The organism is Pseudonocardia sp. Ae331_Ps2, from assembly GCF_001932405.1.
In the GTDB taxonomy this organism is placed as follows: domain Bacteria; phylum Actinomycetota; class Actinomycetes; order Mycobacteriales; family Pseudonocardiaceae; genus Pseudonocardia.
This window is the reverse complement of the sequence record NZ_MCIM01000001.1, coordinates 2,616,868-2,642,164: the sequence shown is the minus strand read 5'-3', so window position 1 is coordinate 2,642,164 and position 25,297 is coordinate 2,616,868. Positions and strand designations below refer to the sequence as shown.

Below are 25,297 nucleotides of genomic sequence, written 5' to 3'. Positions count from 1 at the left end.
GTCACGGAGCGGCAGGTGCCGCGGGAACAGCGGGCGCTCCGGGTGCCGAGGGAACAGCGGGCGCGCCCGGAGCAGCGGGTGCCGCGGGGGCAGGGGCGCGGCCCTGACCCGGGGCCGTGGCACCCGGTGCTGCCGGGACGGGCGGCACCGGAGCACCGGCCTGCGGCGCGGGCGGTGCTCCGCCGTCACGACCCGGTCCACCGGCCGGACCGCAGGCACTGGGACCGCCGGGACCGCCCGGGCCGGCACCGTCGGGCCCGCGGCCCGGACCGCCGCCCTCCCCACGGGGACCACCGGGGCCACCCTGCCCACCAGGGCCACCAGGGCCACCAGGGCCACCAGGGCCACCAGGGCCACCAGGGCCACGGTCGTCGGCGGCGATGGCCGTCCGGTCGGGGCGGTCGCCCGGACCGGCGAACGCGGTCCCGACGATCAGCCCGCTCGCGGTGGCCCCGACGACCAGGCCGATCACGCCGGCCGCGACCACGGGCAGCGCGGAACGGCGTCGCAGGGCGGCGAACCGGCGTCGTCGCGGAGGGGCACCCGCGTCGGAGGCGGCGGCCACCGGCTCCTCCCCGTGCGCGTCGTCGCCGACGTGCGGGGTCGGGGTCCGGGTGGTGGGGGTCTCGTCGGCGGGGACCGGGGGCTGCCGGTCGGTGGGGCGGTCGTCGTCGCCGGGGGTGCGGTTCTCGTCGTTCATGGTTCTCCTCGGAACGTGCCGGGCCCGGATCAGGGCAGCGGCGGGTGCGGACCGCCGGACGACGGACCGCTGGGAGTCGGGTGGGATCAGCCGGCGGGAGGCCGCGCGGCGTCGACGACGTCGCGGGCGGCGGACGTCGTCGCGGGCAGCAGCTCGGACACCGAGTCGACGACCCGGCTGCCGCCCTGGGACTGCACGACCGTCGTCACCGGGGCGAGTGCCTCGGCGCTCACGACCGCGGGGACCACCCACGAGACCAGCCAGATCACCAGGAGGGCGGTCACGGCGCCGGTGACGGCGCCGACGACGCGGTCCAGGAAGGACAGCTTGCCGCGGGCGAGCACCCGGCTGACCAGTCCGCCGAGGAACCCGCCGACCAGCGAGCCCAGCAGCAGGCCTGCTATCACCCCGGCCAGGCCCCACAGCCAGGCCGAGTCGGGGGTGTCCCCGTAGCGGGCCAGGTTCGAGCCCCAGGCGGCGCCGAGGCCGGCGCCGACCACGAGGCCGAGCAGGCGCCCGGCGCGGGCCACGCCGCCGAGGCGGCGGAACCCGCCGATCGCGGCGGCCAGCACGATGATCAGGACGATCACGTCGAGCAGGGTCATCTCTTCCTCTCCGTGCCGCGGGCCGGGTGGCCCGTCGTCTCGGTGTCCGGCTCGACAGTGCCCGCGGCACCTGAGACGGACCTGAATCCGGCGGGTCCTTCAGCTCCCCCTCAGCCTCACGGCGCACCCTTGTCCGGTGAGCACACGCCAGGACGACGACAGCCGTGGCCCCACGACCCGGGTCCTGGTGCTCGAGGACTCCGACGCCATCCGCGAGTCCGTCGTGGACGCGCTGGCCGACGCCGGGCACGTGGCCGAGGGCGTCGTCGACGGCGTCGCGTTCGAGGAGCGGCTCGCCGCGTTCCGGCCGGACCTCGTCGTCCTGGACGTGATGCTCCCCGGCGGGCGCGACGGATTCGAGCTGATCGACGTCGTGCGCGGGCACGGCGACGCCGGGATCGTCATGCTCACCGCGCGCGACGCGCTGGCCGACCGGCTCCGCGGGCTCGACGCCGGCGCCGACGACTACGTCCTCAAGCCGTTCGCGCTCGACGAACTCATCGCCCGGGTCGCGGCGGTGCTGCGTCGCCGGGGCAGGCTGCCGTCCGCGGTACAGGTGGGCGACCTCGTCCTCGACCCGGACGCCGCCGTCGCCGCCCGCGGGGGGACGGTGCTGGAGCTGTCCGCGACCGAGCTGCGGCTGCTCACCTACCTCGCCGAGCAGCGCGGACGCACCGTGTCCAAGGCGCAGATCCTGCGGTCGGTCTGGGGCTACGACGCCTACGACCCCAACCTCGTCGAGGTCCACGTGTCGGCGCTGCGTCGCAAGCTGGAGGCCCACGGTCCCCGGCTGCTGCACACCGTGCGGGGCCTCGGCTACTCGCTGCGCGGACCGGCATGAGCTCCGCCGCCGCGCCGGCCCGCCCCACAGCACGGGCCCGCACCGCGACGCCGTCGCTGCGCCGCCGGGTCACCGCCGCGGTGCTCGGGGTGGTGGCGGTGCTGCTGGTCCTGGTGGTGGTGCTCGTCGACGTGCTGCTCGGGGCCCGTCTGGAGTCCGATCTGGACTCCGAACTGCGGGACCGGGTGGTGCAGGCCCAGCAGCTGATCGCCGCGGGCGCCACCCCGGAGGAGCTGGTCACCAGCCTCTCCGGGCAGCAGATCCGGATCAAGGTGACCACCGCCGACGGGAAGGTCACGGGCGACCCCGGCCTGAGCCCACCCGGCACCCCGCCGCCCGGCGGTCGCCGGGACCGCGGCCCCGATGGGGACCGCACCGGGGGCGACGACACAGGGGGCGACACCACCGACCACGCCGGGGACGAGCACACCGACGACCCCGCCGTCGTGCCGGCCGCCCCGGTCCCGGGCGGGCGCCCACCCGTCCCGCCGGACATCGGCAGCCGCACCGTGACCCTCGACGCCACCGACGGGGCGGAGGTCGAGCTCGTCGCCGACGCCGCCGACGTCACCCAGGTCCGCAACGGCCTGCGCGCGGTGCTGGCCGGGTCGGTGCTGCTGACCCTGCTCGTCGCCCTCGGGGCGGTGTCGTTCGTCGTGCGGACCGCGCTGCGTCCCCTGGACCGGATGACCGCGCTCGCCGGGCGGATCACCGCCGGCGAACGCGACGCACGCCTGCGGCCCGACCGCCCGCACACCGACCTCGGCACCGCGGCCGCGGCGATAGACGGCATGCTCGACGCCCTCACCGACGCCGAGCGGCGCTCCCGGGAGGAGGCCGAGCGGACCCGGGTGTTCCTCGCCGACGCCGCGCACGAGCTGCGGACGCCGCTGTCCGGGATCACCGCCGTCGCCGAGACGCTGGAGCGGTCCGGGCTCGACGCCGACCCCGCGCGGCGGGCCCGACGCCTGGAGCTGCTGCTCGGCGAGACGCGCCGGGCCGGGCGGTTGGTCACCGACATGCTCGACCTCGCCCGCATCGACGGCGGCACCGCGGTGGCGCCCCGGGAGGTCGACGTCGCCGGGATCGCCCGCGCCGAGACCGAACGGGCCGCGGTGCTCGCGCCCGGCCTGACCGTCGACGGCCGCGGGGAGCCCGCCACGGTGCGCGCCGACCCGCAGGCGGTGTCGCGCATCCTCGCCAACCTGCTCGACAACGCCCGCAGGCACACCCCCGCCGGCGGACGGATCGACGTCGTCACCCGGGCCGACCCGGCGGCCGGGACCGTCTCGGTCTCGGTGCGCAACACCGGCACCCCGATCGCCGACGGCGACCGCGAGCGCGTCTTCGACCGGCTCGTCCGGCTGCAGGACGCCCGCGACCGGGACAGCGGGGGCGCCGGGCTCGGCCTGGCGATCGCCCGCGGCCTCGCCCGCGCGCACGGCGGCGACCTCACCTGCCCGCCCGACGACGACGGCGCCACCTTCGTCCTCACCCTGCCCGTGACGGGCCCGGACGAGGGCGGCGGACTACCGTCGTGACGTCACGCAAGCGCCAGCCCGACGACACCCGCTCCAGGAGGCCGCGGTGACCGAGGAACCGCGGATCCCCCGGGGTCTGGTCACCGCGTCGAGCCTGGCCTGGCGCGGTCTGCTCGTCGCGACCGCCGTCGCCGTCGTGCTGTGGCTGATCGCGCAGCTCGCGGTGCTCGTCGTACCGGTGGTGCTCGCGCTGATCCTGACCGCGCTGCTCGCGCCGGTGGCCCGGGTCGTGAACCGGGTGCCGCTGGTGCCCCGCGGCGTCGCGACGGGCGTCGTCGTCGCGGGCGGGCTGGCGGTGGCGGTCGGGGTGCTGTGGTGGGCGGTCGCGGCGTTCCTCGACGGGCTGCCGAGCCTGTCGGCGAGCATCGGGGAGACCGTCGTCGCACTGCGGGACCGGCTGGCCGGCCCGCCGTTCCGGCTCGACGACACCCAGCTCGCGGCCGTCTTCCAATCGGTGCTCGACACGCTGCAACGCAACCAGGCCGCGCTGGCGAACAACGTGATCGGCGCCCTGGGCACCGCGGGCGAGCTGGCCGCCGAGACCCTGCTCATGCTGTTCGTGCTGATCTTCCTGATCCACGACGGAGCGCGGATCTGGCGGTTCGTCCTCGGTGCGGTGCCGCAGCACGTGCGCCGCCGGGCCGACGTCGCGGGCCGGCGGGCGTTCGCGTCGCTGGTCGGTTACACCCGGGCGACGGTCGTCGTCGCCGCGGTCGACGCGGTGACCGCCGCGGTCGGCCTGTGGCTGATCGGGGTCCCGCTGGTCGTCCCGCTGGCGACGCTGATCTTCTTCGGCGCGTTCGTCCCGACCGTCGGCGCGGTCGTGACCGGGATCGTGGCGGTGCTGGTCGCGCTCGCCTCCGGCGGTTGGGTGGACGCGCTGCTCGTGATCGGTCTGCTCCTGATCGTGCAGAACGTCGAGGGCTACATCCTGCAGCCGTTGCTGCTGGGCCGGTCGGTGCGGCTGCACCCGCTCGCGGTGGTGCTGCCGATCAGCGCCGGTCTGATCGTCGGCGGGGTCCCCGGAGCGCTGCTCGCGGTGCCGCTGGTGACCCTCGCCGACGCCGGGGTCCGCTCACTGCGCCGGCCCGGCGACGGGACGCTGCGCGACGCGGGCACCGTCGACCCGTTGGACCCGCGGTCGGCGCGGCCGCTGCGCGGCGAGGGCCCCGGACCGGCCGCGCTCCCCGGCCCGGTCTGATCTGCGCCCCTGCCGATTCGCCCCTCCCGGGACTCGGGTGCCGGTGCGGGCTGCGCGCCACGGAGGGGCGCAGGGGGGATAAGGGGTACGGTGGGGCCGTTCCGCGTCCCGGGTCTCCCCGGGCGCCGACAAGCGGCCCGCACCGGGCCAGGAGTTGATGTGACCGAACTGGAGCCGACGACCGGCGACGCGACCGTACTTCCGGACGCGCCGGCCGTGGTCGATCGGCGCTGGACCAACGCCCCCTGTGCCGCACTCACCGTCGGGACCGACGGGACCGTGCTGCAGGCCAACGACGCCGCACGCCCGCTGCTGCCCCGGGTCCGCGTCGGGGACCCGGTGTCCCGGGTCGCCCCGTAGCTGGCGACCGCGGGCGGCGGCGACCAGAGCGTCCCCCGGGCGTTCTCCGACGTCGTCGACGGCCGCGCGCTGGAGGCACAGCCCGTCCGGCACGAGGACGGCTCGGTCACCTGGTGGCTGTTCGACGTCACCGACGTCCGGTCGATCCGCGACGAGCTGCACCTGGAGCAGGCCCGCGCCGCGTTCCTGTCCGAGGCCTCGGCCGCGCTGCTGGGCTCGCTGAACCTCCGTCGCTGCATGGAGGTCACCGCCCAGCTCGCCGTGACCCGGCTGGCCGACGGGGCGCTCGTGATGACCCCGGGCACCCGCGGGCAGTTCGAGGTCGTCGACGCCGTCGGCGGCGGCCCGCTGCGGCACCGGATGCTGCACGTCGACCCGGACGAGGTCCCCGGCCTGGCCGAGGCACTGCAGGGCTACCCGCCGGTGCCCTCGCGCTGGATCGACCCCGCCGTCGCTCCCGCCTGGGTGACACCGGAGGGGTTCGGCGACGTCGGCTCGATCGTCGTCACCCCGCTGCCGGGGCACGGCATCCCGGCCGGCGCCATCGTGCTCCTGCGCCGCGCCGACACCGGGCCGTTCAGCGAGGGCGAGGAGGCGACCGCCCGCGAGTTCGCCGCCCGGTCGGGACTCGCGATGTCCGCGGCCCGCATGTTCGCCCAGCAGGCCTCGATCACCGAGGTCCTCATGCGCGAGCTGCTGCCGCCGTCGCTGCAGCACGTCTGCGGCGTCGAGTACGCCGGCGGCTACCGGCCGGCGCAGGACTCCGAGCGGGTCGGCGGGGACTTCTACGACGTGCACTCCGGCGTGGACGGGGCCGAGGAGACCCTCGCCGTGCTGGGGGACGTGTGCGGCAAGGGCCTGGAGGCCGCCGTGCTCACCGGCAAGATCCGCAGCGCGGTGCACGCGCTGCTGCCGATGGCCGACGACCACCTGCGGCTGCTGCGCCTGCTCAACAACGCGCTGCTGTCCGACGACCACGCCCGTTTCGTGACGCTGGTGCTGGCGTCGGTGTCGCGCGCCGGGGCGGACGTCCGGCTGCGCCTGACCTGCGCGGGCCACCCGCCGCCGATGATCATCCGCGCCGACGGCCGCGTCGAGGACGCGGCGACGCTCGGCACGCTGATCGGGGCGCTGCCCGAGGTCCACGCGTCGACGCGGGAGACCCGGCTCGCGCCCGGCGAGACCTGTCTGCTGTACACCGACGGCATCACCGAGGCCCAGGGCGGCCCGCTGGGCCGCGAGCAGTTCGGCGAGGAGCGCCTGCGTCGCGCGGCGGCCGAGTGCGCCGGGATGCCGGCCGAGGCCGTCGTCGAGCGGGTGCAGATGCTCGCCACCGAGTGGGTGGGGCGCAACGCCCACGACGACATGGCCCTCCTCGCGGTCACCGCGCCGCGCGGCCGGCACCTCACCGCGGTGGGTGGTTCGAGCCGGGGCAGGTACACCGCATGACGGCCGGGCGCTACACCGACCTGCTGTGGGACGCGGTGCTGCGCAGCGACGAGTACACCGCGGTCGACGTCGTCGTGGACGCGCTGCGCGACGGCCTGGAGGCCGAGACGGTGCTGCTCGAGGTGATCGGCGCGGTACAGCGGCGGGTGGGGCGCGAGTGGGCGGCCAACCGCATCTCCGTGGCCCAGGAGCACGCCGCGACCGCGATCAACGAGCGTGTGATCAGCACCCTGGCGCTGTCCAGCGGGCGTCGCCGCGGCGACCTGGGCCGGATCACCGTCGCCTGCGTCGACGGCGAGTGGCACGCGCTGCCCGCCCGGCTGCTGGCCGAGGTGCTGCGGCTGCGCGGGTTCAGTGTCGACTACCTGGGTGCGCAGGTCCCCGCGGCGCACCTGGTCACCCACCTGCACCGCACCGGCCCGGACGCGGTGGCGCTGTCGTCGTCGATCGCGACCCGGCTGCCGACCGCGCACGCCACCATCACGGCCTGCCAGGCCGCAGGCGTCCCGGTGATCGTCGGTGGCGGGGCGTTCGGGCCGGACGGCCGCTACGCCCGGCTGCTCGGCGCCGACGCCTGGGCCCCGGACGCACGGGCCGCCGCACGGACCCTCGCCGACGGGCTGCCCGCCCCGGCGCACCCGCACGCCCAGCCGCTCGACGACCTGCCGCACCTGTCCGACCAGGAGTACACGCTGGTCACCCGTGGTGCGCCGCGGCTGGTCGCCGCGGTGCTGGACCGCCTGCCCGAGCGTGTCCCGGCGATGGCCGACTACGACGACGACCAGCGCCGGCACACCGCCGAGGACGTCCGGCACGTGGTCGACTTCCTCGCCGTCGCCCTCTACACCGGCGACGCCGAACTGTTCGAGCAGTTCCTCGGCTGGACCGCCGAGGTGCTCGAGGCCCGGTCGGTCCCGGTGGCCGTCCTGCGCCCGGTCCTGGACCTGCTCGGCGACGAGCTGCGCGACTTCACCCGGGCGGCGGCGCTGCTGCGGCACGCGGCCGCGTCCGCGGCGCTCACCCGCGGCCCGGGCTCCCCCGTCCCGACCGTCGCCGTCACCGAGGGCTCCGGCACCGACACAGACCCCGACGCCGTGACCCTGCACCGAACCGGAAGGCCCGCATGAGCGCCCCGCGAGAGCTGTCCCTCACCTGGACCAGCCCCGCGCCCGACGTCGTGACGGTCGCGCCGGACGGTGACCTCGACTACGCCACCTCCGACGCCCTGGCCGACGCCGTCGCCGCCCTGCTGGACGAGCGGCCCGGTATCCGCGAACTGCGGATCGACTGCGCCGGGATCGAGTACTGCGACTCCTACGGCCTGTCGTCGCTGCTGATGGTCCGCAGGCGGACCCACGCCGCGGGGGTCGCGCTGCACCTGGACAACCGCTCCGGTGCGCTGGAGCGGCTGCTGCGCGTCACCAGCACCCTGGAGCACCTCACCGGCGCCGGCGGGTCGGCGCGGGAGCAGAAGCTCGACACCTGAGCCGCCTCGGCCGGCGTGGCGACGGCGGACATGAAATCCCGCCGACCGGGTACCCGCCTGTCATGACGACGCCGGAGAAGGACCAGCACGACGAGAACCCGGTCCCGACCGAGCAGAGCGACACCCCGGTCGACGAGACCCCCGACGGCGACGGCGTCCATCTCGCCGCCCAGCCCGTCGAGGACGACGACCCCCGCACTGCGGCGTCCTGAGCAACGCACCCGTTACGGAAGGACTGCACAGACCATGGCCACGATCCGTTACACCGTCCCCGGCCTCGAGCGCGGCGACGCCGAGCAGGTCGTCGACATCCTGCAGCACCGCCTGCACGCCCTGAACGACCTCCAGCTCACGCTCAAGCACGTGCACTGGAACGTGATCGGCCCGAACTTCATCGCGGTGCACGAGATGCTCGACCCGCAGGTGGACGCGGTCCGCGGGTTCGTCGACGACGTCGCCGAGCGCATCGCGACCCTCGGCGGCTCGCCGAACGGCACCCCCGGCGCTCTGGTCAGGGACCGCACCTGGGACGACTACTCGATCGGCCGCGACCAGGCGATCGCCCACCTCGGCGCGCTCGACGTCGTCTGCACCGGGGTCATCTCCGACCACCGCACCCAGATCGAGAAGGTCGGCGCGCTCGACCCGGTGACCGAGGACATGCTCATCGCCCAGGCGGGCGAGCTGGAGCAGTACCAGTGGTTCGTCCGGGCGCACCTGGAGAACGCCGACGGTTCGCTGAACACGCAGGGCAGCAACGGTGAGGCGGGCGCGGCCGACGCCGCGCGCTGACCTTCCCGCCGCTCGATCCCGAGGCCCGGTCCCGCCGTCGTGCGGGGCCGGGCCTCCGTCGTGCTCAGCCCGAGCCGGCCCCCTCGACGGCGCCCACCCACAGGGCCATCGCCAGCGTCGGGCCCCACTCGTGCTCGACCTCGGCCGGTGCGGGACAGGTCTGTTCGCGGTCACGGCGCAGCCGCACCACGAACGGCCCTTCGAAGGGCTTGCGGGTCAGCAGGTCGACCCGGTCGCCGAGGCGCACGTCGTGCGCGTCGAGGAAGCGGAGCACCTCGGGGTCGGTGTCGTCGACGCGGACCAGGGTGCCGCCCTCGCCGTAGCGCAGGTCCGGCAGCCGGCGGGCGTGGACCACCGGCATCGTGCCGTCGCTCGCCGGGATGGGATCGCCGTGCGGGTCGAACCGGGGATGCCCGAGCCGGCTGTCGATCCGGTCGAGCAACCGGTCGGAGACCGCGTGCTCGAGCGCCTCCGCCTCCTCGTGGACCTCGTCCCACGCCAGGTCCAGCTCGGTGACCAGGAACATCTCCAGCAGCCGGTGCCTGCGCACCACGGCCAGCGCGGAGGCCCGCCCGGCCGGGGTGAGGGTGATCCCGGCGTAGCGGGCGTGGTCGACCAGCCCGGCGTCGACGAGCTTGCGCACCATCCCCGACGCCGACGGCGACGAGACCTGCAGCCGCTCGGCCAGCGCGGAGACCCCGACCGACCCCTCCCACCGCTCCGAGAGCAGGAAGATGGTCTTCAGGTAGTTCTCCACGGACTCCGAGAGGCGCTCGGCGCTCATGCCACCACGGTATCCCGGCGCGGGGGACTCAGGCGGTTCCGGCCGCGCAGAGCCGGGCCAGCAGACCGGCGTCGACCGGCGAGCCGAGCGCCCCGCCGAGGGTCAGCCCGTTGACCGCGGCGGCCAGCAGGGCGCGCCGGTCGGCGTCGTCGGGGAGGAGCCGGGCGGCGGCCGCGTCGAGCGCGGCGTCCCAGCGGTCCAGCTCTCCGCGCAGGTCCGGGCGCCGCGCGGCCAACAGGAACAGCTCGTACTCGGCGATCGCGGTGACCCGCTCCTGACGGGCGCAGTCCTCGACGAGCGCGACGAGGTCGTCGGGGGTCGTGACCGCGTCGAGCCGGGCGATCCAGCGGTCGTTCACCGCGGTGAGGGTCGCGACCAGCAGCGCGTCGACGCTGGGGTGGTAGTAGAAGACCGCGCTGGGCGGCACCCCCGCCTCCGCCGCGACCGCCCGCTGGCTGACCGCGGCGACCCCACCCGCGCCGACCAGCCGCAGCGTGGCCTCGACCAGCTCGCGACGGCGCCGGTCCCCCCGACGGCGGCGGCCGTCGCCCCCGGGGGTGTCCGGTCCCGCCGGATCAGGCATGCGAGGTCGCACCACCCAGCTCCAGGGCGAGCACCCCGGCGATCACCAGCCCGATCCCGCCGAGCTGGACCCAGGTCAGCGACTCACCGAGGAAGAACACCCCGATCAGGGCGACGAGCGCCACCCCCGCCGCGGCCCAGGTGCCGTAGGCGACCCCGAGCGACATCCCGCGGCCGAGCGCCTGGGACAGCGACCAGAACGCCAGCCCGTAGCCGACCACCGTGATCATCGACGGCACCAGCCTGCTGAAACCCTGCGAGAACCGCAGCGCCACCGTTCCGGTGACCTCGGCGCCGATCGCGAGCGCGAGCCATCCCCACATCGCCGGGCTCCTCCCCATCCGTCCGTTACCGGCCACATTGTAGAGCGATCGCTCAGGTTTTCTGCCACCCGGACGAACGAGCCCGACATGATTGTCATTGGCTTACGGTGGATCATCGTGACCACGCAGAGCAGTCGGACGACCGCGCCCGGTTTCCCCGCACCCCGCCGTCCGCGCGACGACGGCTCCGTCGCCGACGTCGCGTCCCGCCTCGTGGCCCTGCGACGACGACTGGAGCGCACCGACCTGCGGCCCGCCCCGGACACCGACGACGCGTTCGGCGAGCTCGTCGGGCTCTGTTGTTTTCCGCCCGCGGGCTGTACCGAGGGCGTCCTGGCGCGGGTCGCCCCGCACTTGGACGCCCTGCGGACCCTCGCCGCGACCGGCGAGGGCCACATGGAGAGCCACTGGGCGAACCGGATCGCCGCCGCCCCCGACGCCCGGGCCGAGCTGGAACGGTTCCCCTACCTGGGCAACTATCACGACCTCGTCCGGCTGGAGCTCGCCGCGCTGACCGCCGTCGGCCTGCCGGCGCCGCGCCGCGTCGTCGTGCTCGGGTCGGGGCCGCTGCCCCTGACCGGTCTGGTGCTGGCCACCGAGCACGACGCGCAGGTGCTGCACGTCGACCGGGACCGGGCTGCCGCCGCCGCGGGGGACGCGGTCGCCGCCGCCCTCGGGACCGACGGGCGGGTCCGCAGTCTGGTCGCCGACCTCGACGATCCGCGGCTGTCCCCCGCCCTCGCCGACGAGCTGGGCCGGGCCGACCTCGTGCTCGTCGGGGCACTCGTCGGTGCCGACGCCGATGCCAAGGCCGCGATCACCGCCCGGCTGGTCACGGCGACCGGCCCGGACGCGACCCTGCTCGTCCGGTCCGCCGCGGGGCTGCGGACGCTGCTCTACCCCGAGATCGTCCCGGCCGACCTGCCCGCGCTCGACGTGCTCCTCGAGGTGCACCCGCGCACCGACGTCGTCAACTCCGTCCTGGTGGCCCGCGCCGCCACGTGAGGTGCGTCGCTCCCGGGGTTGGGAGCGGGTCCGGCCGGGCAACCGCCGTCCGACAGGGCGCAGCGGCGCGCCGGAGGACGACGGACCGAGGAGGTCGGGTCGATGATGCGCACGACGGGCGGGTTCTCCCGGCCCTTCACCCCGGTACAGCCGGTCGCGGCGGCGTTCGCCGTGGCGTTCCTGCTGGTCGGAGCCCTGGGATTCGTCCCGGGAGTGACCTCGGGCGAACTCGCCGTGCTGCCCGGTGGCGGCACCGCGGTGCTCGCCGGGCTGCTGCCGGTGTCGGTGCTGCAGAACGTTCTGCACCTGGCCACCGGGCTGGCCGGACTGGTCTGCGCGCGCTCCCGTGTCGCGTCGCGGGTGCTGCTCGCGGCCGGCGGCGTCATCGCGCTGCTGAGCGCCGCCGTCGCCCCGGACGTCGTGGGTGCGGCCCTGGTGGTCGTCGCCGTCGCGATGATCGGTTGCGCGACGCTGCTGCGTGGCCGCCCCGTGGTGCGCCCGCCCCGCCGCGGAGCCGCCGCGGCCTGATACCTGGACGGGGCGTGACCCCCGTGGTCCGATGGCGGTGTGTCCGACACACCGTCCGCCGGGACCCCGGTCACCGGACGACACCCCGACCACGGCCACGAGGCCGAGGTCGGCGACCCGGTGTGCTGGCTGGACCGGCTATGCACGGACTGCGGGGCGATGCCCTCCCCCACCGGCGACGGCGGGCCGCCGCAGACCTGCTGGCGCTGCGGCGCCGCCGTCACGCACCCGTCCGGCTTGCGATCGCCTGACGATCGTCTCCGGCCCGGCGCCCGAGTCGACGGGACCGGCCCGGATCCGGTGGAATCGCCGTCATCATGAGCGAACACGGCCGGACCCGGGTGCTGCTGGTCGACGACGACGTCCGGATCGGGCGTGCCCTCGGTCTCGCCCTGGGCGACGAGGGCGTCGACGTCGAGGCGGTGCACACCGGCGAGCAGGCCCTGGTCAGTGCCGCCCGGCCGGACGTCGACGTGGTGCTGCTGGACCTCATGTTGCCCGGCATCGACGGCCTCACGGTCTGCCGGCGGCTGCGGGAGACCGGTGACCTGCCCATCATCATGGTGACCGCGCGCTCGGACTCCGCCGACGTCATCGCCGGGCTGGAGGCGGGCGCCGACGACTACGTGACCAAGCCGCTGGTGGCCGGGGAGCTGGCCGCCCGCATCCGGGCGCTGCTGCGTCGCCGGCGTCCGGCACCGGCGGCACCACGCCGGATCACCGTCGGGGACGTGGAGCTGCGCCCGGACGAGGGCACCGTGCTCCGCGACGGCGTCCCGGTGCACCTGACCCGCACCGAGTTCCGGCTGTTCGCCGAGCTCGCCGCGGCGGGCGGGCGGATCGTGACCCGCGACGAGCTGCTGTCGCGGGTGTGGGGCTACGAGTACCACGGCGACACCCGGCTGCTGGACGTCCACGTGCGACGGCTGCGGCGCAAGGTCGAGCTCGACCCGGACCGGCCCGTCCTCGTGCTGACCGTGCGCGGCGCCGGGTACAAGATCGGCGACGCCGGACCGGACGCCGCGCTGCCGGGCGTCGTCCCGGTGTCGGGCCGCGGCGGGTGAGCGTGCGCGGCAGGATGCGGTCCGTGCTGGACCGACTGCCGCTGGACCGACTGCCGCTGGACCGACTGCCACTGGATCGACTGCCACTGGATCGACTGCCACTGAGGTGTTCTCAGTAGCGGGTTGATCATGTCGTGCGGTCGTACTCGGTGTGGAGTAGTACGAGCGCAGCTGCGGTGATCGCGCCGGTGCGCCAGGGACATAGCGTGACTCGCCGCAACGCGGCGAAGGTGGTCTTGAGCAGGGCGTTTCCGCGTTCGGCCAGAGCACGAAGGGCTGAGTGCAGGGTGTTGACGGTGCGCTGGTTGACCGTCTGCCCGCGGCCGGGGGCGGGTTTGATGGGCACGGTGAGCCGGTCGGCTTCGCCTTCGTAGCCGAGGTCGCCCAGCGCGGCGTGGGTGTCGTCGGTGAACGCGGCCAGGCCCTCGAGCAGCCCGGGGTGGGTACGGGCGCAGCGGGTGTCGTGCTCGCGGCCCGGCCGCACGTCGCTGGTCCATAGCGGCCATCCATCAGGTGCGGTGAGGACCTGGATGTTCCCGCCGTGGCGGCGGTGCTTGCCCGACCACCACAGGTCGACCCCGGGGGTGAGGCCGAGCGCGCGGCACCGGTCGGTGGCGATCAGGGTGCCGTCGAGATTCACGTGGGTGTGCCCGGCTGTGCGGGCGGCGAGCAGGGCTCCGTGCAGGCCGGGTGCGGCCGCGGCGAGGACGTCGATGCCTTCGTGCAGGTAACGGTAGGCCGTTGCAGTGCTGATCGCGTTGTCACCGGCCAAACATCGGACCCGGGTAGCATCACAGAACCAGCGGATCACCAGCACTGCCTGGGCGAACGGGGTCAACGCCCGCCGCCGGGTGCCACGTCGACGGCGTTGAAGGACCAGGAGCCGCGCCAGATAGGCCACGGTGCGCTCCCCGATCGGGAGGACAGCGGTGTAGGTGACAGGATCAGACATGCAGGACCTCGGTGACGGTGTCGATCTGTGCTGGACCGAACCGATCTACCGGGGTCCTGCCCCGTTCCCGCTCATCTCACCACCCTCGGCGTGTCGCCACGACCTGCCACCCCGCTACTGAGAACACCTCAATACCTTGCACCCCACCCCTCGGCCCGGCAGGGACGAGCCCGCGCCGTGAGGAGATCACCACCAGAACCCGGCCGTGCGGGAGCATAGAGCGACCGTCACGGACTATGCACGGACGCAGACCACGGGACCGGGGCTCCATCGCAGGCCAGAGCGGATATGGCAGTTCTCTGTAGATCCGTCGCCTCCGGCGGCCGGGCTCCGCCCGAACTCGACACCGCTCGGAGATCAGGGAAGTGCGGCAGGGCTGGTGACCACCTCATGGCGCGCCGAGACGGCAGCCAGACCGAAGGGTGGGGCGCAAGGCTCGAACCCGTACTTTGCACCCCACCTCTCCTCATCCCACCCCTCGGCCCGGCTGGGGTGAACCCGCGCCGCGAGGACATCACCAGCAGGCCGTGCGCGTGGGGGAAAGCCCCCGCGTGGGACGCTTCTGGGACACGAAATGACCTGACAAGGGCCGGAGCCGACCCTGAACGACCACCAGGCCGGGGGTTGGAATCCCCAGTTCACAGCGTCGCCGATCTGTGCCGATCAAGATCGAGGGATTCTTGGGTCACTTTTCGTGCTCGGTGCTGTCGGTGGGGTCGATGCTGCGGCCGATGTGGCGATGCAGAACGGATGTCCGGCGGGGTCGATCAGGACCCGGAACCGTGCGGGGTCGGGCTGGACGGTCGCAGGGACGGCGCCCAGTGCGGACAGCCGCCGCTCAGCGTGATCGAGATCGTCGACTGCAATGTCCAGATGCGCTCGGAGAATCTGGCCGTCCGGCCACCGGCTGGGGCGGTGGTGAGGGACGCGCTGGAAGTCCAGGCGTGTTGTGCCGTCGCAGATGAGCACGACGAAGTCCTCGTTGGATGCGCGGAGCTGTCCGCCGAGGACATGTCGGTAGAACTCGGCCAGTTCGTGCGGATCGGGGCAGTCGAGAGTGACGGCGACCAGCCGGCCCAGAACGTGAGACATCAGCTCTCCTGCTCGCTCTTCGGGTTGCCGAACAATCCTTTTAAGACCCCTGCCGGCCGCCGACCCGTTGAGCGACGTCCGCGGTAGCAGTCCTGGGTCATGCCGATCTTCGAGTGCCTGAGCTGATGACTGATCTTTCAGACAGTGAGGTGTTCTCAGTAGCGGGGTGGCAGGTCGTGGCGACACGCCGAGGGTGGTGAGATGAGCGGGAACGGGGCAGGACCCCGGTAGATCGGTTCGGTCCAGCACAGATCGACACCGTCACCGAGGTCCTGCATGTCTGATCCTGTCACCTACACCGCTGTCCTCCCGATCGGGGAGCGCACCGTGGCCTATCTGGCGCGGCTCCTGGTCCTTCAACGCCGTCGACGTGGCACCCGGCGGCGGGCGTTGACCCCGTTCGCCCAGGCAGTGCTGGTGATCCGCTGGTTCTGTGATGCTACCCGGGTCCGATGTTTGGCCGGTGACAACGCGATCAGCACTGCAACGGCCTACCGTTACCTGCACGAAGGCATCGACGTCCTCGCCGCGGCCGCACCCGGCCTGCACGGAGCCCTGCTCGCCGCCCGCACAGCCGGGCACACCCACGTGAATCTCGACGGCACCCTGATCGCCACCGACCGGTGCCGCGCGCTCGGCCTCACCCCCGGGGTCGACCTGTGGTGGTCGGGCAAGCACCGCCGCCACGGCGGGAACATCCAGGTCCTCACCGCACCTGATGGATGGCCGCTATGGACCAGCGACGTGCGGCCGGGCCGCGAGCACGACACCCGCTGCGCCCGTACCCACCCCGGGCTGCTCGAGGGCCTGGCCGCGTTCACCGACGACACCCACGCCGCGCTGGGCGACCTCGGCTACGAAGGCGAAGCCGACCGGCTCACCGTGCCCATCAAACCCGCCCCCGGCCGCGGGCAGACGGTCAACCAGCGCACCGTCAACACCCTGCACTCAGCCCTTCGTGCTCTGACCGAACGCGGAAACGCCCTGCTCAAGACCACCTTCGCCGCGTTGCGGCGAGTCACGCTATGTCCCTGGCGCACCGGCGCGATCACCGCAGCTGCGCTCGTACTACTCCACACCGAGTACGACCGCACGACATGATCAACCCGCTACTGAGAACACCTCATTGAGCGCGGCGCCGCCGTGATCGCCCTGGACCGAGAGCCACGCCTTGTCGAGCTGGCGCGGCAGCGAACGAGCGGGCAGGCCACAGTCTCCGTGGCGGACCTCGAAGAGCCGTTGGACAGCGTAGGGACTGGCTCAATCGACCTCGTGATCGCTTCGCTCGTGCTCCACTACCTTCCCGACTGGCGTCCGTTACTGGCCGAACTCAGCCGCTGCCTGGCTCCCGGTGGCGCACTGCTGTTCTCTGTTCACCACCCGATCAACGGCTGGGCGCTGTGCGACAAGGCCGACTACCACCGGACCGAGCAAGTCCACGAGACGTGGGACCTGGACGGCCAGGAGGTCACCGCCACGCTGTACCGGCGCCCGGTTTCAGCGATCTTCGGGCCGCTTCTGGACGCGGGCTACATCGTCGACGCTGTCGAGGAGCCACAGCCGGTTGCTGATGCTCCACTGCCCGAGGGACTGAGAACGACACTTCGAACGGCCCCCGTCTTCCTCTTCGTCCGAGCCCGGCGCCCTGCTCGCAGCCTCGCGTAAGGGCAGCCGCAGCGGCTCGCGGCCGGGTAACCGGCACCGACGGCCACGCCCGGGGCCGGAGGTAGAGGGTCGGACGGCGGGACCGGCGTGGCCGGCCCCGCGCTGCCGAAGGCGGCGCCTTGACGACTCGCACGTCACTGTCAGGAAGATCAGTGACCAGCTCGGGCGACTCTGAGACCTGCGGATTGTGTGGGCCCCCGGGGGATCGAACCCCGAACCCGCGGATTAAAAGTCCGCTGCTCTGCCGATTGAGCTAGAGGCCCCGGCCCTCCCCCGCGCCCCGTGCTCGCCCGGCGGAACCTGAGGAAATCCTACAGTCCGTGAGCATCGCCGCCCGCGCTCCACACCCCATGTCGCACAGGATCGTGAGGACGAACGGTCGACGGGCGTCGAGCGCCCCGTGAGGCCCCTTCCCGACCACGACACCCGTCCGGGCGAACCGGCCCACGACGACGCGCCCCGAAACCTCACATCTCCGACACTGACGATCATGAAGCGTCCCGTGCTCCTGCTCATGACCGCGCTCCTGCTCACCGCCTGCAGCGGCGGGCAGCCACCGGCCGCGGAGCCCCAGGTGTCCGCGAGTTTCGCCCAGGGCGGCGAGGGGCCCGCGTTCACCTACGACCCGGCGCTCGTCCCGGTCGGTTCGACCGTCGCGGTCACCCACGCCGAGCAGGACGGTGCCACCGTCGCCACCCTCCGGGTGACCGGGCTGCTGCCGAACCGGACCTATGGCGCGCACGCGCACACGCGGCCCTGCACCGCGGCCTCCGGTGCCGACGCGGGGCCGCACTACCAGTTCTCCGAGGACCCGGTGACACCGAGCGTCGACCCGTCCTACGCCAACCCGATGAACGAGATCTGGCTCGACGTCACCACCGACGCGAACGGCGCAGGCGAGTCGACCGCCACCGTCCCGTGGGTCTTCCCGGACGACCGGCGGGCGGAGTCCGTCGTCCTGCACGAGAAGCCGACCGCCTCCCACGCCGGGCACGCGGGCACCGCGGGCGGACGCCCCGCCTGCGTCACCGTCGACTTCTGAGCGACGCCGAGGTCGGCGCCCGTCCGCGCGCCTGGGACACTGGTAGGCGTGACCGTGTTGGACAGCGTCCGCGACGCGCGGACGGACACCCCCGCCCGCCGTGACCGCGTGCTGCCGCCGTTGCGCATCGGCCCGTTCGAGGTCGACACCCCCGTGGTGCTCGCGCCGATGGCCGGCATCACCAACCCCGGGTTCCGTCGCCTGTGCCGCGAGCAGGGCGCCGGCTACTACGTCTGCGAGATGATCACCGCTCGCGGGCTGGTCGAGAAGAACCCGCTGACGTTCCGCATGATCGCCTTCGACGCGGACGAGCACCCCCGCTCGATGCAGCTGTACGGCGTCGACCCGGCGTCGATGCAGCGGGCCGCGGAGATGATCGTCGAGCGCGACCTCGCCGACCACATCGACATGAACTTCGGCTGCCCGGTCCCCAAGGTCACCCGGAAGGGCGGCGGGGCGGCACTGCCGTTCAAGCGGGAGCTGTTCCGGCGGATCGTGCGGGCCGCGGTCGCCGGCGCCGGCGACCGACCGGTCACCGTCAAGATGCGGATCGGCATCGACGACGAGCACCACACCCACCTCGAGGCCGCGCGGATCGCCGTGGACGAGGGTGCGGTCGCCGTCGCGCTGCACGCGCGCACCGCCGCGCAGCGCTACTCGGGCACGGCGGACTGGGACGAGATCGCCCGGCTGCGCGACGCCGTCCCGGCGCACGTCCCGGTGCTGGGCAACGGCGACATCTTCTCCGCGCAGGACGCGCTGGACATGGTCGCCCGGACCGGCTGCGACGGCGTCGTGGTCGGCCGGGGCTGCCTGGGGCGGCCGTGGCTGTTCGGGGACCTGGAGGCCGCGTTCGCCGGCCGCGAGCTGCCGGCACCCCCGAACCTCGGCCAGGTCGCGGCGACGCTGCGCCGGCACGCCGTCCTGCTGTGCGAGCACATGGGCGACCACAAGGGCATCCGCGACGTCCGCAAGCACATCGCGTGGTACCTCAAGGGCTTCCCGGTCGGCCCGGAGCTGCGGCGCAGCCTCGGCATGGTGGAGTCGATCGACCACCTCGACGAGCTGCTGTCCGGGCTGGACCCGGACGAGCCGTTCCCGGCCGAGGCCGACGGGCCGCGGGGGCGTCAGGGCTCACCCGGTCGCGTCGTGCTGCCCGAGCACTGGCTCGACGACCCGGACGACCCGTCGATCCCCTTCGGGGCGGACGTGGAGCACTCCGGAGGTTGATCGCGGCGACCCCGGGGCGAAACGCGTTACCCCGACCCGGGGGAACCACGGCGCCGAACGGGTGCCGACGACCCCGTACGCCTCAAGCGTCCCAGGGGTGTCACCGATGAACAGTCCCAGTGGCGCCGGAACGGCACGACGACGGGGAGGTGGATCATGACCGACACCGCATGGACGGTGCGCAGGCTCGTGCGGTCCGCCCGCCGCGTCGGCCCGACGCCGCCCGCCCAGGGGCCCGACGCCCCGGACGACGACGACCTCGCCCCCGCCTCACCCGCGGCCCGCGCGGCCCTGCACACCGCGGCCGCCGAGCGGCTCGCCGAGCACCACCGCTACGAGCAGGCCTACCTGCACCTGCGCGAGGCCGTCCGGCTCCTGCACGGCCTCAGCGCGCCGAGCCCGGCCGACGAGCTCGACCGGCTCCGCCGCGAGCACGCCGAGGCCCGGGAGCAGAGCCGCCGCGACAGCCTGACGGCGTCGTACAACCGCCGTTACCTCGACGAGCGGCTGATCGACCTGCTCGCCGCGGGCACCGACCTGCCCGTCTGCCTGGCGCTCGCCGACATCGACCACTTCAAACTGGTCAACGACACCCACGGGCACCCGTTCGGGGACCGGGTCCTGCAGCGGATGGTGCTGGAGCTCGGCCGGGCCCTGCCGCCCGGCGCGTTCTGCGCCCGCTACGGCGGCGAGGAGTTCGCGCTGGTGCTGCCCGGGCTGACCGCCGAGGAGGGCGTCGCGGCCTGCGAGACCGCCCGCGAGCGCGTCGCCGCGCACGACTGGACCGACCTGCACCCCGACCTGCGGATGACGATCAGCATCGGCGTCGCCCGGTCCCGTCCGGGCGACGACGACGTCGAGGCCCTCGTCACCGAGGCCGACGTGCTCCTCTACACGGCCAAGCAGGCGGGACGGAACGCCGTCGCCCACCGCGACGCCGACGGCCGGGTGACCTTGGCCGGGGCGGCAGCCGGACGCAGGTCGATCCCCCAACCGGAGCAGGGCGCGTCGCGCCCCGCGCCACCCGCGTCGGTCCGAGCCGAATAAGATCGGCCGTGCGGTCCCCGCGGCCGCACGATCCGGAAGGGCGCGCCCCCCACCCCGCGCCCCGTCACGCGCGTCCGCTCCGGCGGTCGCGACGAGGAGGCCCGGTGCAGGACGGCGACGACGAGGTGCGCCGGTCCCGGCGTACGCGTCGGCGCCCGGACGACGCGGGCCCGCCCGCGCCCCCCGCACCGCAGGGCCCTCCCGGACCGCCCGTCCCGCCACCCGGGGCGCACCCGTCGGGCCCGCAGCGGCGCCCCGGTGCGCACCCGTCCGGGGCCCAGCCGTCCGGGGCCCAGCCGTCCTCAGCCCAGCCCTCCGGGGCCCAGCCGCGCCCCGGCTCCGGGCCGCATCCGTCCGGGCCACAGCCGCGCCCGGCGACCGGCGCACACCCGTCGCAGCCGCAGCCGCGACCTGCCGACGCCCCGCCGGGGCCGGTCCCCCCGACCGGCGTGCGACGCGTGCGCGGCGGTCCCGTACCGCGCCGTCCCGGTGAGCCGCCCGCGCCGCAGCGTCCACGTCCGCGTGACGGCGCCGCGCCCGCCCCGTCGCGTCCCACCCCGGTGCCACCCCCGGGCGGCGCCCCGCGCCCGCCGGCGCCCATCGCTCCCGGTGGCGCCGGCACCCGGCCCGCCCGCACCCCCGCGGAGGCGCCGGAGACCGCGCGTCCCGCCACCCCGACCACCGGAACCGGCCCGGGAACCCGGGCGACCCCGGCCGCCACAGCGCGCCCGGGCTCCGGGAGCGGAGTGGCCACCGGGAGCACCGGGGTCGCCGCCACCGCGGAGGCCGGACGGGCCGGGGCGGGCGCGGCGCCGTCCCGCCCCGCACGCCGCGGCGCCGCGGACTCGCGCGTCACCGAGGTCGTCGACGCGCTGGTGCCGCGCCGCCGCCGTCGTCGCTACCGGGACGACCCGCCCGCCACGGACGCCTCCACGGCGGAGGAGGCCGCGCCGGACGAGGCCGTCCCCGGCTCCGCGGAGCCGGAACCGGCAGGCACCCCGCCACCGGCCCGGCCCGACCCCCGCGCCCGTGCGCTGCGGATCGGCGCGGCGGCGGCCGCGGTGCTCGTCCTGGTCACCACCGCCTTCGGGTTCGCCGGGCGCAGCGAGGTCCACGCCGGTGTCCGCGACGTCGTCGCCCTCGCCCCGGACACCGACGCGATCCTCGATGCCGACACCCAGGCCGATGACCAGAACGTCCTGGTGCTGGGTCTGCAGGCCGACCGCGCGAGCACCGCGGAGTCCGCGCGCACCGACACGGCAGTGCTGGTCCACCGGCCCGCGGGCGGTGGACCGGCCGTCACCCTGTCGATCCCCGCGACGCTGGAGGTCTCCCGGCCGCCGTGCCGGCGCTTCGACGCCGCGACCGGCACCTACGGCGACACCGTGCCCGCGGAGTCCCGGACCGCCTTCGCCACCGCCTACGACGTCGGCGGCCCCGCCTGCAGCGTCGGCGTCGTCCAGCAGCTCACCGGCATGCCGGTGAGCGGTTTCGTCGCACTCGACCTGGCCGGGACCCCGGAGCTCGTCGACGCCGTCGGCGGGATCGAGGTCTGCACCGAGCGCCCGGTCGTGGACCCGGTGCTCGGCCCGGTCGTGGAGGGCTCGGGCACCGTGGAGCTCGATGGGGCCACCGCGGTCCGCTTCGCCTCCGCCGCGGGCACCGCGGACAGCTCCCCGGCCAACCGGGTCCGGCGCCAGCAACGCGTGCTCGCCGCGGCGCTGGGCGATGCGCTCTCGACCACCTCGCTGCTGACCCCTGGTGCGCCGGGCCGCTCCGCGGCGGGGGTGTCGTCGGCGCTGTCGGCGGACGGGGTCGACGCCGGCGAGATCCTCACCCTCGCCCGCGGACTCGCCCGGTCGGGTGCCGCGGGCGACGGGGAAGCCCCGCTGTTCCTGTCCGTCCCGGTCAGCGACGCCCCGAACACCCGGGGCCAGCTGGAGCTGCGCCGCTCCGAGGCACGCGCGCTGTTCTCCGCGCTGCGCGAGCACGGACCGCTGCCCGAGAGCGCGACAGCGCCGGCCTCCCGCTCCGCGGGTGCTCCGGGGCCGGGCACCGTCGTGAACCTGGTCGACGCGACCGGTCGCCCCGGTGCCGTCGACCGGATCGCCGCGGACCTGCGCGACCGCGGCTACGAGATCGGCAGCGTCACCCCCGGAACGGCCGCACCGGGCGCGCAGGTCCGCTACTCCCCCGACAACACCGACGCCGCGGGCACCCTCGTGGAGGCGCTGCCGGGTGCCCGCCCCGTCCCGGACCCGACCGCGAGCCGGGTGCTGGAGCTCGTCGTCGGTGCCGGTGATGCGGCTCCGGTGCAGGCCGTCCCCTCCGACGACGCCGACTGCGACTGAACCGCCCGTATCCCCCGAACGGGGTATGTCGTCCAGCGTTCACGGCGGGTTCACCCGCCGCGGCTGAACGTTGCCGCTCGGGGGCCTAGGCTCGGGACATGCGCGACACCTATCAGGAGCAGCTGGACGAGCTGGCCTCCGGCCTGGCAGACATGTGCGACGACGTCGCACGTGCCATGGCGCGCGCCACGACCGCACTGCTCGAGGCCGACCTCCAGCTCGCCGAGCAGGTCATCTCCGAGGACGTCAAGATCGACGACGTCCGTGCCGCCGCAGAGCACCGGGCCTTCGGCCTGCTCGCGCTGCAGGCGCCGGTCGCGACCGACCTGCGGGTCGTCGTCGCCGCGATCCACGGTGCCGGTGACATCGAGCGCATGGGTGACCTCGCCCTGCACGTCGCCCAGGCCGCCCGTCGCAGGCACCCGCAGTCCGTGCTGCCCGACGAGGTGAAGTCCTACTTCGCCGAGATGGGCCGGGTCGGCGTCGAGCTCGCGGAGAAGGCCGGGCGGGTCATCCGAACCCGGGACCTCGACGCGGCGAACGAGCTCGAGGCCGACGACGACGCCGTCGACGACATCCACCAGCACATGTTCACCGTGCTGATGGACCGCAACTGGACCCACGGGGTGTCCGCCGCGGTCGACGTCGCGCTCCTCGCGCGGTTCTACGAGCGGTACGCCGACCACGCCGTCGCCGTCGCTCGCCGGATCGTGTACGTCGTCACCGGCCAGATGCCCGGTCCCCTCGCCGTCTGAGAGCATCGTTGGCCCGTTCGGGGCAGTCGATACACCCCACTCGGCGAACGGTCGACCGATCGGGTTTGACGGTGAGATGCCGGGGGCACGTCTGCTGCATGGAACACGCGAGCTGCGTCGTCACCGAGGTCGTCGGGACCTCGGACGAGAGCGTCGAAGCTGCGATCCGGGACGCCATGAGCCGCGCCGGACACGCCCTCGAGTGGTTCAAGGTGACCGGGGTCCAGTCGACCGTCCTCGGCTCCACCGAGCGCTTCCGTGTCGGCCTGCGGGTCGGCCTGCGTGCCCGCGCCGCCTGACCCCGCCGTTCACCGAGCGTTCACCGGTCCCGGGCCGAAGCCGACGCGAACTCCGATCTAAGGTCGTCGCCATGCGCAGGGAGACGCTCGACGACAACCTCGCGCAGCTCCGGTCCATGCTCGACGAGATGGGTCCGCTCGTCGCAGCCGCGTTCCGCGACGCGTCCGAAGCGTTGCTGTCCGACCGGACCCGGCTCGCCGAGCAGGTCGTCTCCCGCGATCCCGTCATCGACGGTTACCGCGACGCGATCGAGCTCCTCGCCGTCGAGACCATGAACATCCACCAGCCGATGGCCGCTCCGCTGCGAGCGGTGATCACCGCTCTGCGGTGCGCCCAGCAGCTGGAGCGGATGGGCGACCTGGCCCGGCACATCGCCGCCACCGTCGTCCGGAGCGGGGACCACGTGGTGCTCGCCGAGCAGGCCCACCCGCTGTTCGCCGACTACGGCGCCCGGGTCGCGGCCATGGGCGACAAGGCCGTCGAGGTGCTCCGCACCCACAACGTCGTCCTCGCCGCCGAGCTGCGCGAGGACGACGACGTCGTCGACGCGCTGCACCGCCAGGTCTTCGAGCTGATGTTCGGCCCGGACTGGACGGCGGGCGTGCCGGCCGCCGTCCACGCCGCGCTGCTGGCCCGCTTCCACGAGCGCTACGCCGACCACTGCGTGCACCTGGCCGACCACGTCGTCTACGCCGTCACCGGCGGCACCGTGGACGAGCTCCCGGTCCTCTGACCCGGCCCGCGACGACGAACGCCCCCGGCCCCCCGCGAGGGGTCGAGGGCGTTCGCGCCGTGCGGACGTACTGCGAGGTCAGCCGAAGCGGCCGGACACGTAGTCCTCGGTCGCCTTCTGCTTCGGCTGGGAGAAGATCGTCTTCGTCTCGTCGAGCTCGACCAGCTTGCCGGGCTTGCCGGTGCCCTCGATGTTGAAGAAGCCGGTGAAGTCGCTGACCCGCGCCGCCTGCTGCATGTTGTGGGTCACGATGACGATCGTGTAGTCGTTCTTCAGCTCGTTGATCAGGTCCTCGATCGCGAGCGTGGAGATCGGGTCCAGCGCCGAGCACGGCTCGTCCATCAGCAGCACGTCGGGCCGCACCGCGATCGCGCGGGCGATGCAGAGCCGCTGCTGCTGACCACCGGAGAGGCCCGAACCCGGCTTCTCGAGCCGGTCCTTGACCTCGTTCCAGAGGTTCGCGCCGCGCAGCGACCGCTCGACGGTGTCGTCGAACTCGGCCTTCGACGCCCGCTTGTTGTTCAGCTTCATCCCCGCGATGACGTTGTCGTAGATCGACATCGTCGGGAACGGGTTGGGCCGCTGGAAGACCATGCCGATCTGGCGGCGGACGCCGACCGGGTCGACGTTCGCCCCGTAGAGGTCCTGGCCGTCGAGCTCGAGCCGGCCCTCGACGCGGGCGCCGGGGATGTTCTCGTGCATCCGGTTGATCGACCGCAGGAAGGTCGACTTGCCGCAGCCGGACGGACCGATCAGGGCCGTCACCGTCTTCGGCTTGATCGTCATGTTGACGCCCTCGACGGCGAGGAACGACCCGTAGTAGATGTTCAGGTCCTTGGCTTCGACACTCTTGCCCATGTCGCGGATTC

Annotated in this window: 29 protein-coding genes and 1 tRNA gene; 21 read left to right on the top strand and 9 right to left on the bottom strand. The window is 74.2% G+C overall.

What is annotated here, in order from left to right; genetic code table 11:
• Position 1: 1 nt before the first annotated feature.
• Together Ae331Ps2_RS31975 and Ae331Ps2_RS12670 are read right to left on the bottom strand one after the other, a co-directional pair.
• Positions 2–700 (bottom strand): hypothetical protein, encoded by a 699-nt coding sequence (locus Ae331Ps2_RS31975; protein WP_083695507.1) that lies wholly within the window; start codon positions 698–700, stop codon positions 2–4.
• Positions 701–786: 86 nt separating this feature from the next.
• The gene (locus Ae331Ps2_RS12670; RefSeq protein ID WP_075308719.1) at positions 787–1,305 is read right to left on the bottom strand and encodes a CvpA family protein; all 519 of its coding nucleotides are present in this window, start codon (positions 1,303–1,305) and stop codon (positions 787–789) included.
• A 136-nt stretch (positions 1,306–1,441) separates the two neighbouring features.
• Here Ae331Ps2_RS12670 and Ae331Ps2_RS12665 point away from each other — a divergent pair, with 136 nt between their 5' ends.
• From Ae331Ps2_RS12665 to Ae331Ps2_RS12635, 9 genes are all read left to right on the top strand, one after another.
• Positions 1,442–2,146: a response regulator transcription factor gene (locus Ae331Ps2_RS12665; protein WP_043276796.1), complete on the top strand. Its 705-nt coding sequence runs from the start codon at positions 1,442–1,444 to the stop codon at positions 2,144–2,146.
• Positions 2,143–3,687 (top strand): cell wall metabolism sensor histidine kinase WalK, encoded by a 1,545-nt coding sequence (locus tag Ae331Ps2_RS12660; RefSeq protein WP_075308721.1) that lies wholly within the window; start codon positions 2,143–2,145, stop codon positions 3,685–3,687. The genes Ae331Ps2_RS12665 and Ae331Ps2_RS12660 overlap by 4 nt, the downstream gene beginning before the upstream one ends.
• A 46-nt stretch (positions 3,688–3,733) precedes the next feature.
• Entirely contained in the window at positions 3,734–4,888 is a 1,155-nt protein-coding gene (locus Ae331Ps2_RS12655; RefSeq protein WP_075308723.1) for an AI-2E family transporter, read from the top strand.
• A gap of 159 nt (positions 4,889–5,047) precedes the next feature.
• Positions 5,048–5,248, top strand: coding sequence for a hypothetical protein (locus tag Ae331Ps2_RS34250; protein ID WP_337819616.1), 201 nt, complete (start codon positions 5,048–5,050; stop codon positions 5,246–5,248).
• 237 nt (positions 5,249–5,485) lie between these two features.
• Positions 5,486–6,697, top strand: coding sequence for a PP2C family protein-serine/threonine phosphatase (locus Ae331Ps2_RS12650; RefSeq protein ID WP_337819617.1), 1,212 nt, complete (start codon positions 5,486–5,488; stop codon positions 6,695–6,697).
• Positions 6,694–7,824, top strand: coding sequence for a B12-binding domain-containing protein (locus Ae331Ps2_RS12645; protein WP_020621470.1), 1,131 nt, complete (start codon positions 6,694–6,696; stop codon positions 7,822–7,824). The genes Ae331Ps2_RS12650 and Ae331Ps2_RS12645 overlap by 4 nt, the downstream gene beginning before the upstream one ends.
• Positions 7,821–8,183: an STAS domain-containing protein gene (locus Ae331Ps2_RS12640; protein ID WP_020621471.1), complete on the top strand. Its 363-nt coding sequence runs from the start codon at positions 7,821–7,823 to the stop codon at positions 8,181–8,183. Before Ae331Ps2_RS12645 ends, Ae331Ps2_RS12640 begins: the two co-directional genes overlap by 4 nt.
• A 62-nt stretch (positions 8,184–8,245) precedes the next feature.
• Positions 8,246–8,395 (top strand): hypothetical protein, encoded by a 150-nt coding sequence (locus tag Ae331Ps2_RS31970; protein ID WP_158071438.1) that lies wholly within the window; start codon positions 8,246–8,248, stop codon positions 8,393–8,395.
• Positions 8,396–8,429: 34 nt separating this feature from the next.
• Complete coding sequence (locus Ae331Ps2_RS12635) at positions 8,430–8,975, top strand: Dps family protein (RefSeq protein ID WP_075308726.1); 546 nt, start codon at positions 8,430–8,432, stop codon at positions 8,973–8,975.
• Between the two features lie 64 nt (positions 8,976–9,039).
• Here the strand turns inward: Ae331Ps2_RS12635 and Ae331Ps2_RS12630 are convergent, their stop codons facing one another.
• Genes Ae331Ps2_RS12630 through Ae331Ps2_RS12620 form a run of 3 tightly spaced genes read right to left on the bottom strand, consistent with a single transcriptional unit; the run spans position 9,040 to position 10,664 of the window.
• Positions 9,040–9,759 (bottom strand): metal-dependent transcriptional regulator, encoded by a 720-nt coding sequence (locus Ae331Ps2_RS12630; RefSeq protein WP_075308728.1) that lies wholly within the window; start codon positions 9,757–9,759, stop codon positions 9,040–9,042.
• Positions 9,760–9,787: 28 nt separating this feature from the next.
• The gene (locus tag Ae331Ps2_RS12625) at positions 9,788–10,342 is read right to left on the bottom strand and encodes a TetR/AcrR family transcriptional regulator (RefSeq protein WP_075308730.1); all 555 of its coding nucleotides are present in this window, start codon (positions 10,340–10,342) and stop codon (positions 9,788–9,790) included.
• On the bottom strand, positions 10,335–10,664 hold the full coding sequence (locus Ae331Ps2_RS12620) for a multidrug efflux SMR transporter (protein ID WP_020621476.1): 330 nt from the start codon (positions 10,662–10,664) through the stop codon (positions 10,335–10,337). The genes Ae331Ps2_RS12625 and Ae331Ps2_RS12620 overlap by 8 nt, the downstream gene beginning before the upstream one ends.
• A 117-nt stretch (positions 10,665–10,781) precedes the next feature.
• On the opposite strand from Ae331Ps2_RS12620, the gene Ae331Ps2_RS12615 reads away from it, so the two are divergent.
• The 3 genes from Ae331Ps2_RS12615 (at position 10,782) to Ae331Ps2_RS12605 (ending at position 13,261) form a co-directional block, all read left to right on the top strand.
• Complete coding sequence (locus Ae331Ps2_RS12615) at positions 10,782–11,669, top strand: nicotianamine synthase family protein (protein WP_198932116.1); 888 nt, start codon at positions 10,782–10,784, stop codon at positions 11,667–11,669.
• A 102-nt stretch (positions 11,670–11,771) separates the two neighbouring features.
• The gene (locus Ae331Ps2_RS12610) at positions 11,772–12,197 is read left to right on the top strand and encodes a DUF4383 domain-containing protein (RefSeq protein ID WP_075308732.1); all 426 of its coding nucleotides are present in this window, start codon (positions 11,772–11,774) and stop codon (positions 12,195–12,197) included.
• Between the two features lie 317 nt (positions 12,198–12,514).
• Entirely contained in the window at positions 12,515–13,261 is a 747-nt protein-coding gene (locus Ae331Ps2_RS12605; protein ID WP_075308734.1) for a response regulator transcription factor, read from the top strand.
• A 127-nt stretch (positions 13,262–13,388) separates the two neighbouring features.
• Here Ae331Ps2_RS12605 and Ae331Ps2_RS12600 read toward each other — a convergent pair whose 3' ends face one another.
• Both Ae331Ps2_RS12600 and Ae331Ps2_RS12595 read right to left on the bottom strand, forming a co-directional pair.
• Entirely contained in the window at positions 13,389–14,213 is an 825-nt protein-coding gene (locus tag Ae331Ps2_RS12600) for a transposase family protein (protein WP_075329690.1), read from the bottom strand.
• 663 nt (positions 14,214–14,876) lie between these two features.
• Positions 14,877–15,305: a VOC family protein gene (locus Ae331Ps2_RS12595; protein WP_075329729.1), complete on the bottom strand. Its 429-nt coding sequence runs from the start codon at positions 15,303–15,305 to the stop codon at positions 14,877–14,879.
• Between the two features lie 276 nt (positions 15,306–15,581).
• Here Ae331Ps2_RS12595 and Ae331Ps2_RS12590 point away from each other — a divergent pair, with 276 nt between their 5' ends.
• Both Ae331Ps2_RS12590 and Ae331Ps2_RS12585 read left to right on the top strand, forming a co-directional pair.
• A complete protein-coding gene (locus Ae331Ps2_RS12590; RefSeq protein ID WP_075313495.1) occupies positions 15,582–16,406 on the top strand; it encodes a transposase family protein in 825 nt (274 codons plus the stop codon).
• 24 nt (positions 16,407–16,430) lie between these two features.
• Positions 16,431–16,970 (top strand): class I SAM-dependent methyltransferase, encoded by a 540-nt coding sequence (locus Ae331Ps2_RS12585; protein WP_083695504.1) that lies wholly within the window; start codon positions 16,431–16,433, stop codon positions 16,968–16,970.
• A 190-nt stretch (positions 16,971–17,160) separates the two neighbouring features.
• On the opposite strand, the gene Ae331Ps2_RS12580 is transcribed toward Ae331Ps2_RS12585, so the two are convergent.
• Positions 17,161–17,233: transfer RNA gene (locus Ae331Ps2_RS12580), tRNA-Lys, on the bottom strand.
• A gap of 227 nt (positions 17,234–17,460) precedes the next feature.
• Between Ae331Ps2_RS12580 and Ae331Ps2_RS12575 the strand changes: the two genes are divergently transcribed.
• From Ae331Ps2_RS12575 to Ae331Ps2_RS12545, 7 genes are all read left to right on the top strand, one after another.
• The gene (locus Ae331Ps2_RS12575) at positions 17,461–18,012 is read left to right on the top strand and encodes a superoxide dismutase family protein (protein WP_075308738.1); all 552 of its coding nucleotides are present in this window, start codon (positions 17,461–17,463) and stop codon (positions 18,010–18,012) included.
• A gap of 108 nt (positions 18,013–18,120) precedes the next feature.
• Entirely contained in the window at positions 18,121–19,242 is a 1,122-nt protein-coding gene (gene dusB / locus Ae331Ps2_RS12570) for a tRNA dihydrouridine synthase DusB (protein WP_075312469.1), read from the top strand.
• A gap of 156 nt (positions 19,243–19,398) precedes the next feature.
• A complete protein-coding gene (locus Ae331Ps2_RS12565) occupies positions 19,399–20,289 on the top strand; it encodes a GGDEF domain-containing protein (RefSeq protein WP_020625093.1) in 891 nt (296 codons plus the stop codon).
• A gap of 746 nt (positions 20,290–21,035) precedes the next feature.
• Positions 21,036–22,640 (top strand): LCP family protein, encoded by a 1,605-nt coding sequence (locus tag Ae331Ps2_RS12560; protein ID WP_139318850.1) that lies wholly within the window; start codon positions 21,036–21,038, stop codon positions 22,638–22,640.
• Positions 22,641–22,738: 98 nt separating this feature from the next.
• Positions 22,739–23,395, top strand: a complete 657-nt coding sequence (gene phoU, locus Ae331Ps2_RS12555; RefSeq protein ID WP_060713545.1) for a phosphate signaling complex protein PhoU — start codon at positions 22,739–22,741, stop codon at positions 23,393–23,395.
• A gap of 98 nt (positions 23,396–23,493) precedes the next feature.
• Positions 23,494–23,694: a dodecin domain-containing protein gene (locus tag Ae331Ps2_RS12550; RefSeq protein WP_075308742.1), complete on the top strand. Its 201-nt coding sequence runs from the start codon at positions 23,494–23,496 to the stop codon at positions 23,692–23,694.
• A gap of 71 nt (positions 23,695–23,765) precedes the next feature.
• Positions 23,766–24,428 (top strand): PhoU domain-containing protein, encoded by a 663-nt coding sequence (locus Ae331Ps2_RS12545; RefSeq protein ID WP_020626046.1) that lies wholly within the window; start codon positions 23,766–23,768, stop codon positions 24,426–24,428.
• A 78-nt stretch (positions 24,429–24,506) separates the two neighbouring features.
• Here the strand turns inward: Ae331Ps2_RS12545 and pstB are convergent, their stop codons facing one another.
• Positions 24,507–25,286 (bottom strand): phosphate ABC transporter ATP-binding protein PstB, encoded by a 780-nt coding sequence (pstB, locus tag Ae331Ps2_RS12540; RefSeq protein WP_060713548.1) that lies wholly within the window; start codon positions 25,284–25,286, stop codon positions 24,507–24,509.
• Between the last annotated feature and the right edge of the window lie 11 nt (positions 25,287–25,297).

Coding starts and splice junctions, on each gene's coding strand:
- Ae331Ps2_RS12620 (WP_020621476.1), bottom strand. CDS start 10,664: ATGTGGGGATGGCTCGCGCTCGCGATCGGCGCCGAGGTCACCGGAACG.
- Ae331Ps2_RS12640 (WP_020621471.1), top strand. CDS start 7,821: ATGAGCGCCCCGCGAGAGCTGTCCCTCACCTGGACCAGCCCCGCGCCC.
- Ae331Ps2_RS12595 (WP_075329729.1), bottom strand. CDS start 15,305: ATGTCTCACGTTCTGGGCCGGCTGGTCGCCGTCACTCTCGACTGCCCC.
- Ae331Ps2_RS12660 (WP_075308721.1), top strand. CDS start 2,143: ATGAGCTCCGCCGCCGCGCCGGCCCGCCCCACAGCACGGGCCCGCACC.
- phoU (WP_060713545.1), top strand. CDS start 22,739: ATGCGCGACACCTATCAGGAGCAGCTGGACGAGCTGGCCTCCGGCCTG.
- Ae331Ps2_RS12625 (WP_075308730.1), bottom strand. CDS start 10,342: ATGCCTGATCCGGCGGGACCGGACACCCCCGGGGGCGACGGCCGCCGC.
- Ae331Ps2_RS12590 (WP_075313495.1), top strand. CDS start 15,582: ATGTCTGATCCTGTCACCTACACCGCTGTCCTCCCGATCGGGGAGCGC.
- Ae331Ps2_RS12635 (WP_075308726.1), top strand. CDS start 8,430: ATGGCCACGATCCGTTACACCGTCCCCGGCCTCGAGCGCGGCGACGCC.
- Ae331Ps2_RS12670 (WP_075308719.1), bottom strand. CDS start 1,305: ATGACCCTGCTCGACGTGATCGTCCTGATCATCGTGCTGGCCGCCGCG.
- Ae331Ps2_RS12630 (WP_075308728.1), bottom strand. CDS start 9,759: ATGAGCGCCGAGCGCCTCTCGGAGTCCGTGGAGAACTACCTGAAGACC.
- Ae331Ps2_RS12650 (WP_337819617.1), top strand. CDS start 5,486: ATGGAGGTCACCGCCCAGCTCGCCGTGACCCGGCTGGCCGACGGGGCG.
- Ae331Ps2_RS12610 (WP_075308732.1), top strand. CDS start 11,772: ATGATGCGCACGACGGGCGGGTTCTCCCGGCCCTTCACCCCGGTACAG.
- Ae331Ps2_RS12565 (WP_020625093.1), top strand. CDS start 19,399: ATGACCGACACCGCATGGACGGTGCGCAGGCTCGTGCGGTCCGCCCGC.
- Ae331Ps2_RS12575 (WP_075308738.1), top strand. CDS start 17,461: ATGAAGCGTCCCGTGCTCCTGCTCATGACCGCGCTCCTGCTCACCGCC.
- Ae331Ps2_RS12550 (WP_075308742.1), top strand. CDS start 23,494: ATGGAACACGCGAGCTGCGTCGTCACCGAGGTCGTCGGGACCTCGGAC.
- Ae331Ps2_RS12545 (WP_020626046.1), top strand. CDS start 23,766: ATGCGCAGGGAGACGCTCGACGACAACCTCGCGCAGCTCCGGTCCATG.
- Ae331Ps2_RS12645 (WP_020621470.1), top strand. CDS start 6,694: ATGACGGCCGGGCGCTACACCGACCTGCTGTGGGACGCGGTGCTGCGC.
- Ae331Ps2_RS31975 (WP_083695507.1), bottom strand. CDS start 700: ATGAACGACGAGAACCGCACCCCCGGCGACGACGACCGCCCCACCGAC.
- Ae331Ps2_RS12600 (WP_075329690.1), bottom strand. CDS start 14,213: ATGTCTGATCCTGTCACCTACACCGCTGTCCTCCCGATCGGGGAGCGC.
- pstB (WP_060713548.1), bottom strand. CDS start 25,286: ATGGGCAAGAGTGTCGAAGCCAAGGACCTGAACATCTACTACGGGTCG.
- Ae331Ps2_RS12605 (WP_075308734.1), top strand. CDS start 12,515: ATGAGCGAACACGGCCGGACCCGGGTGCTGCTGGTCGACGACGACGTC.
- Ae331Ps2_RS31970 (WP_158071438.1), top strand. CDS start 8,246: ATGACGACGCCGGAGAAGGACCAGCACGACGAGAACCCGGTCCCGACC.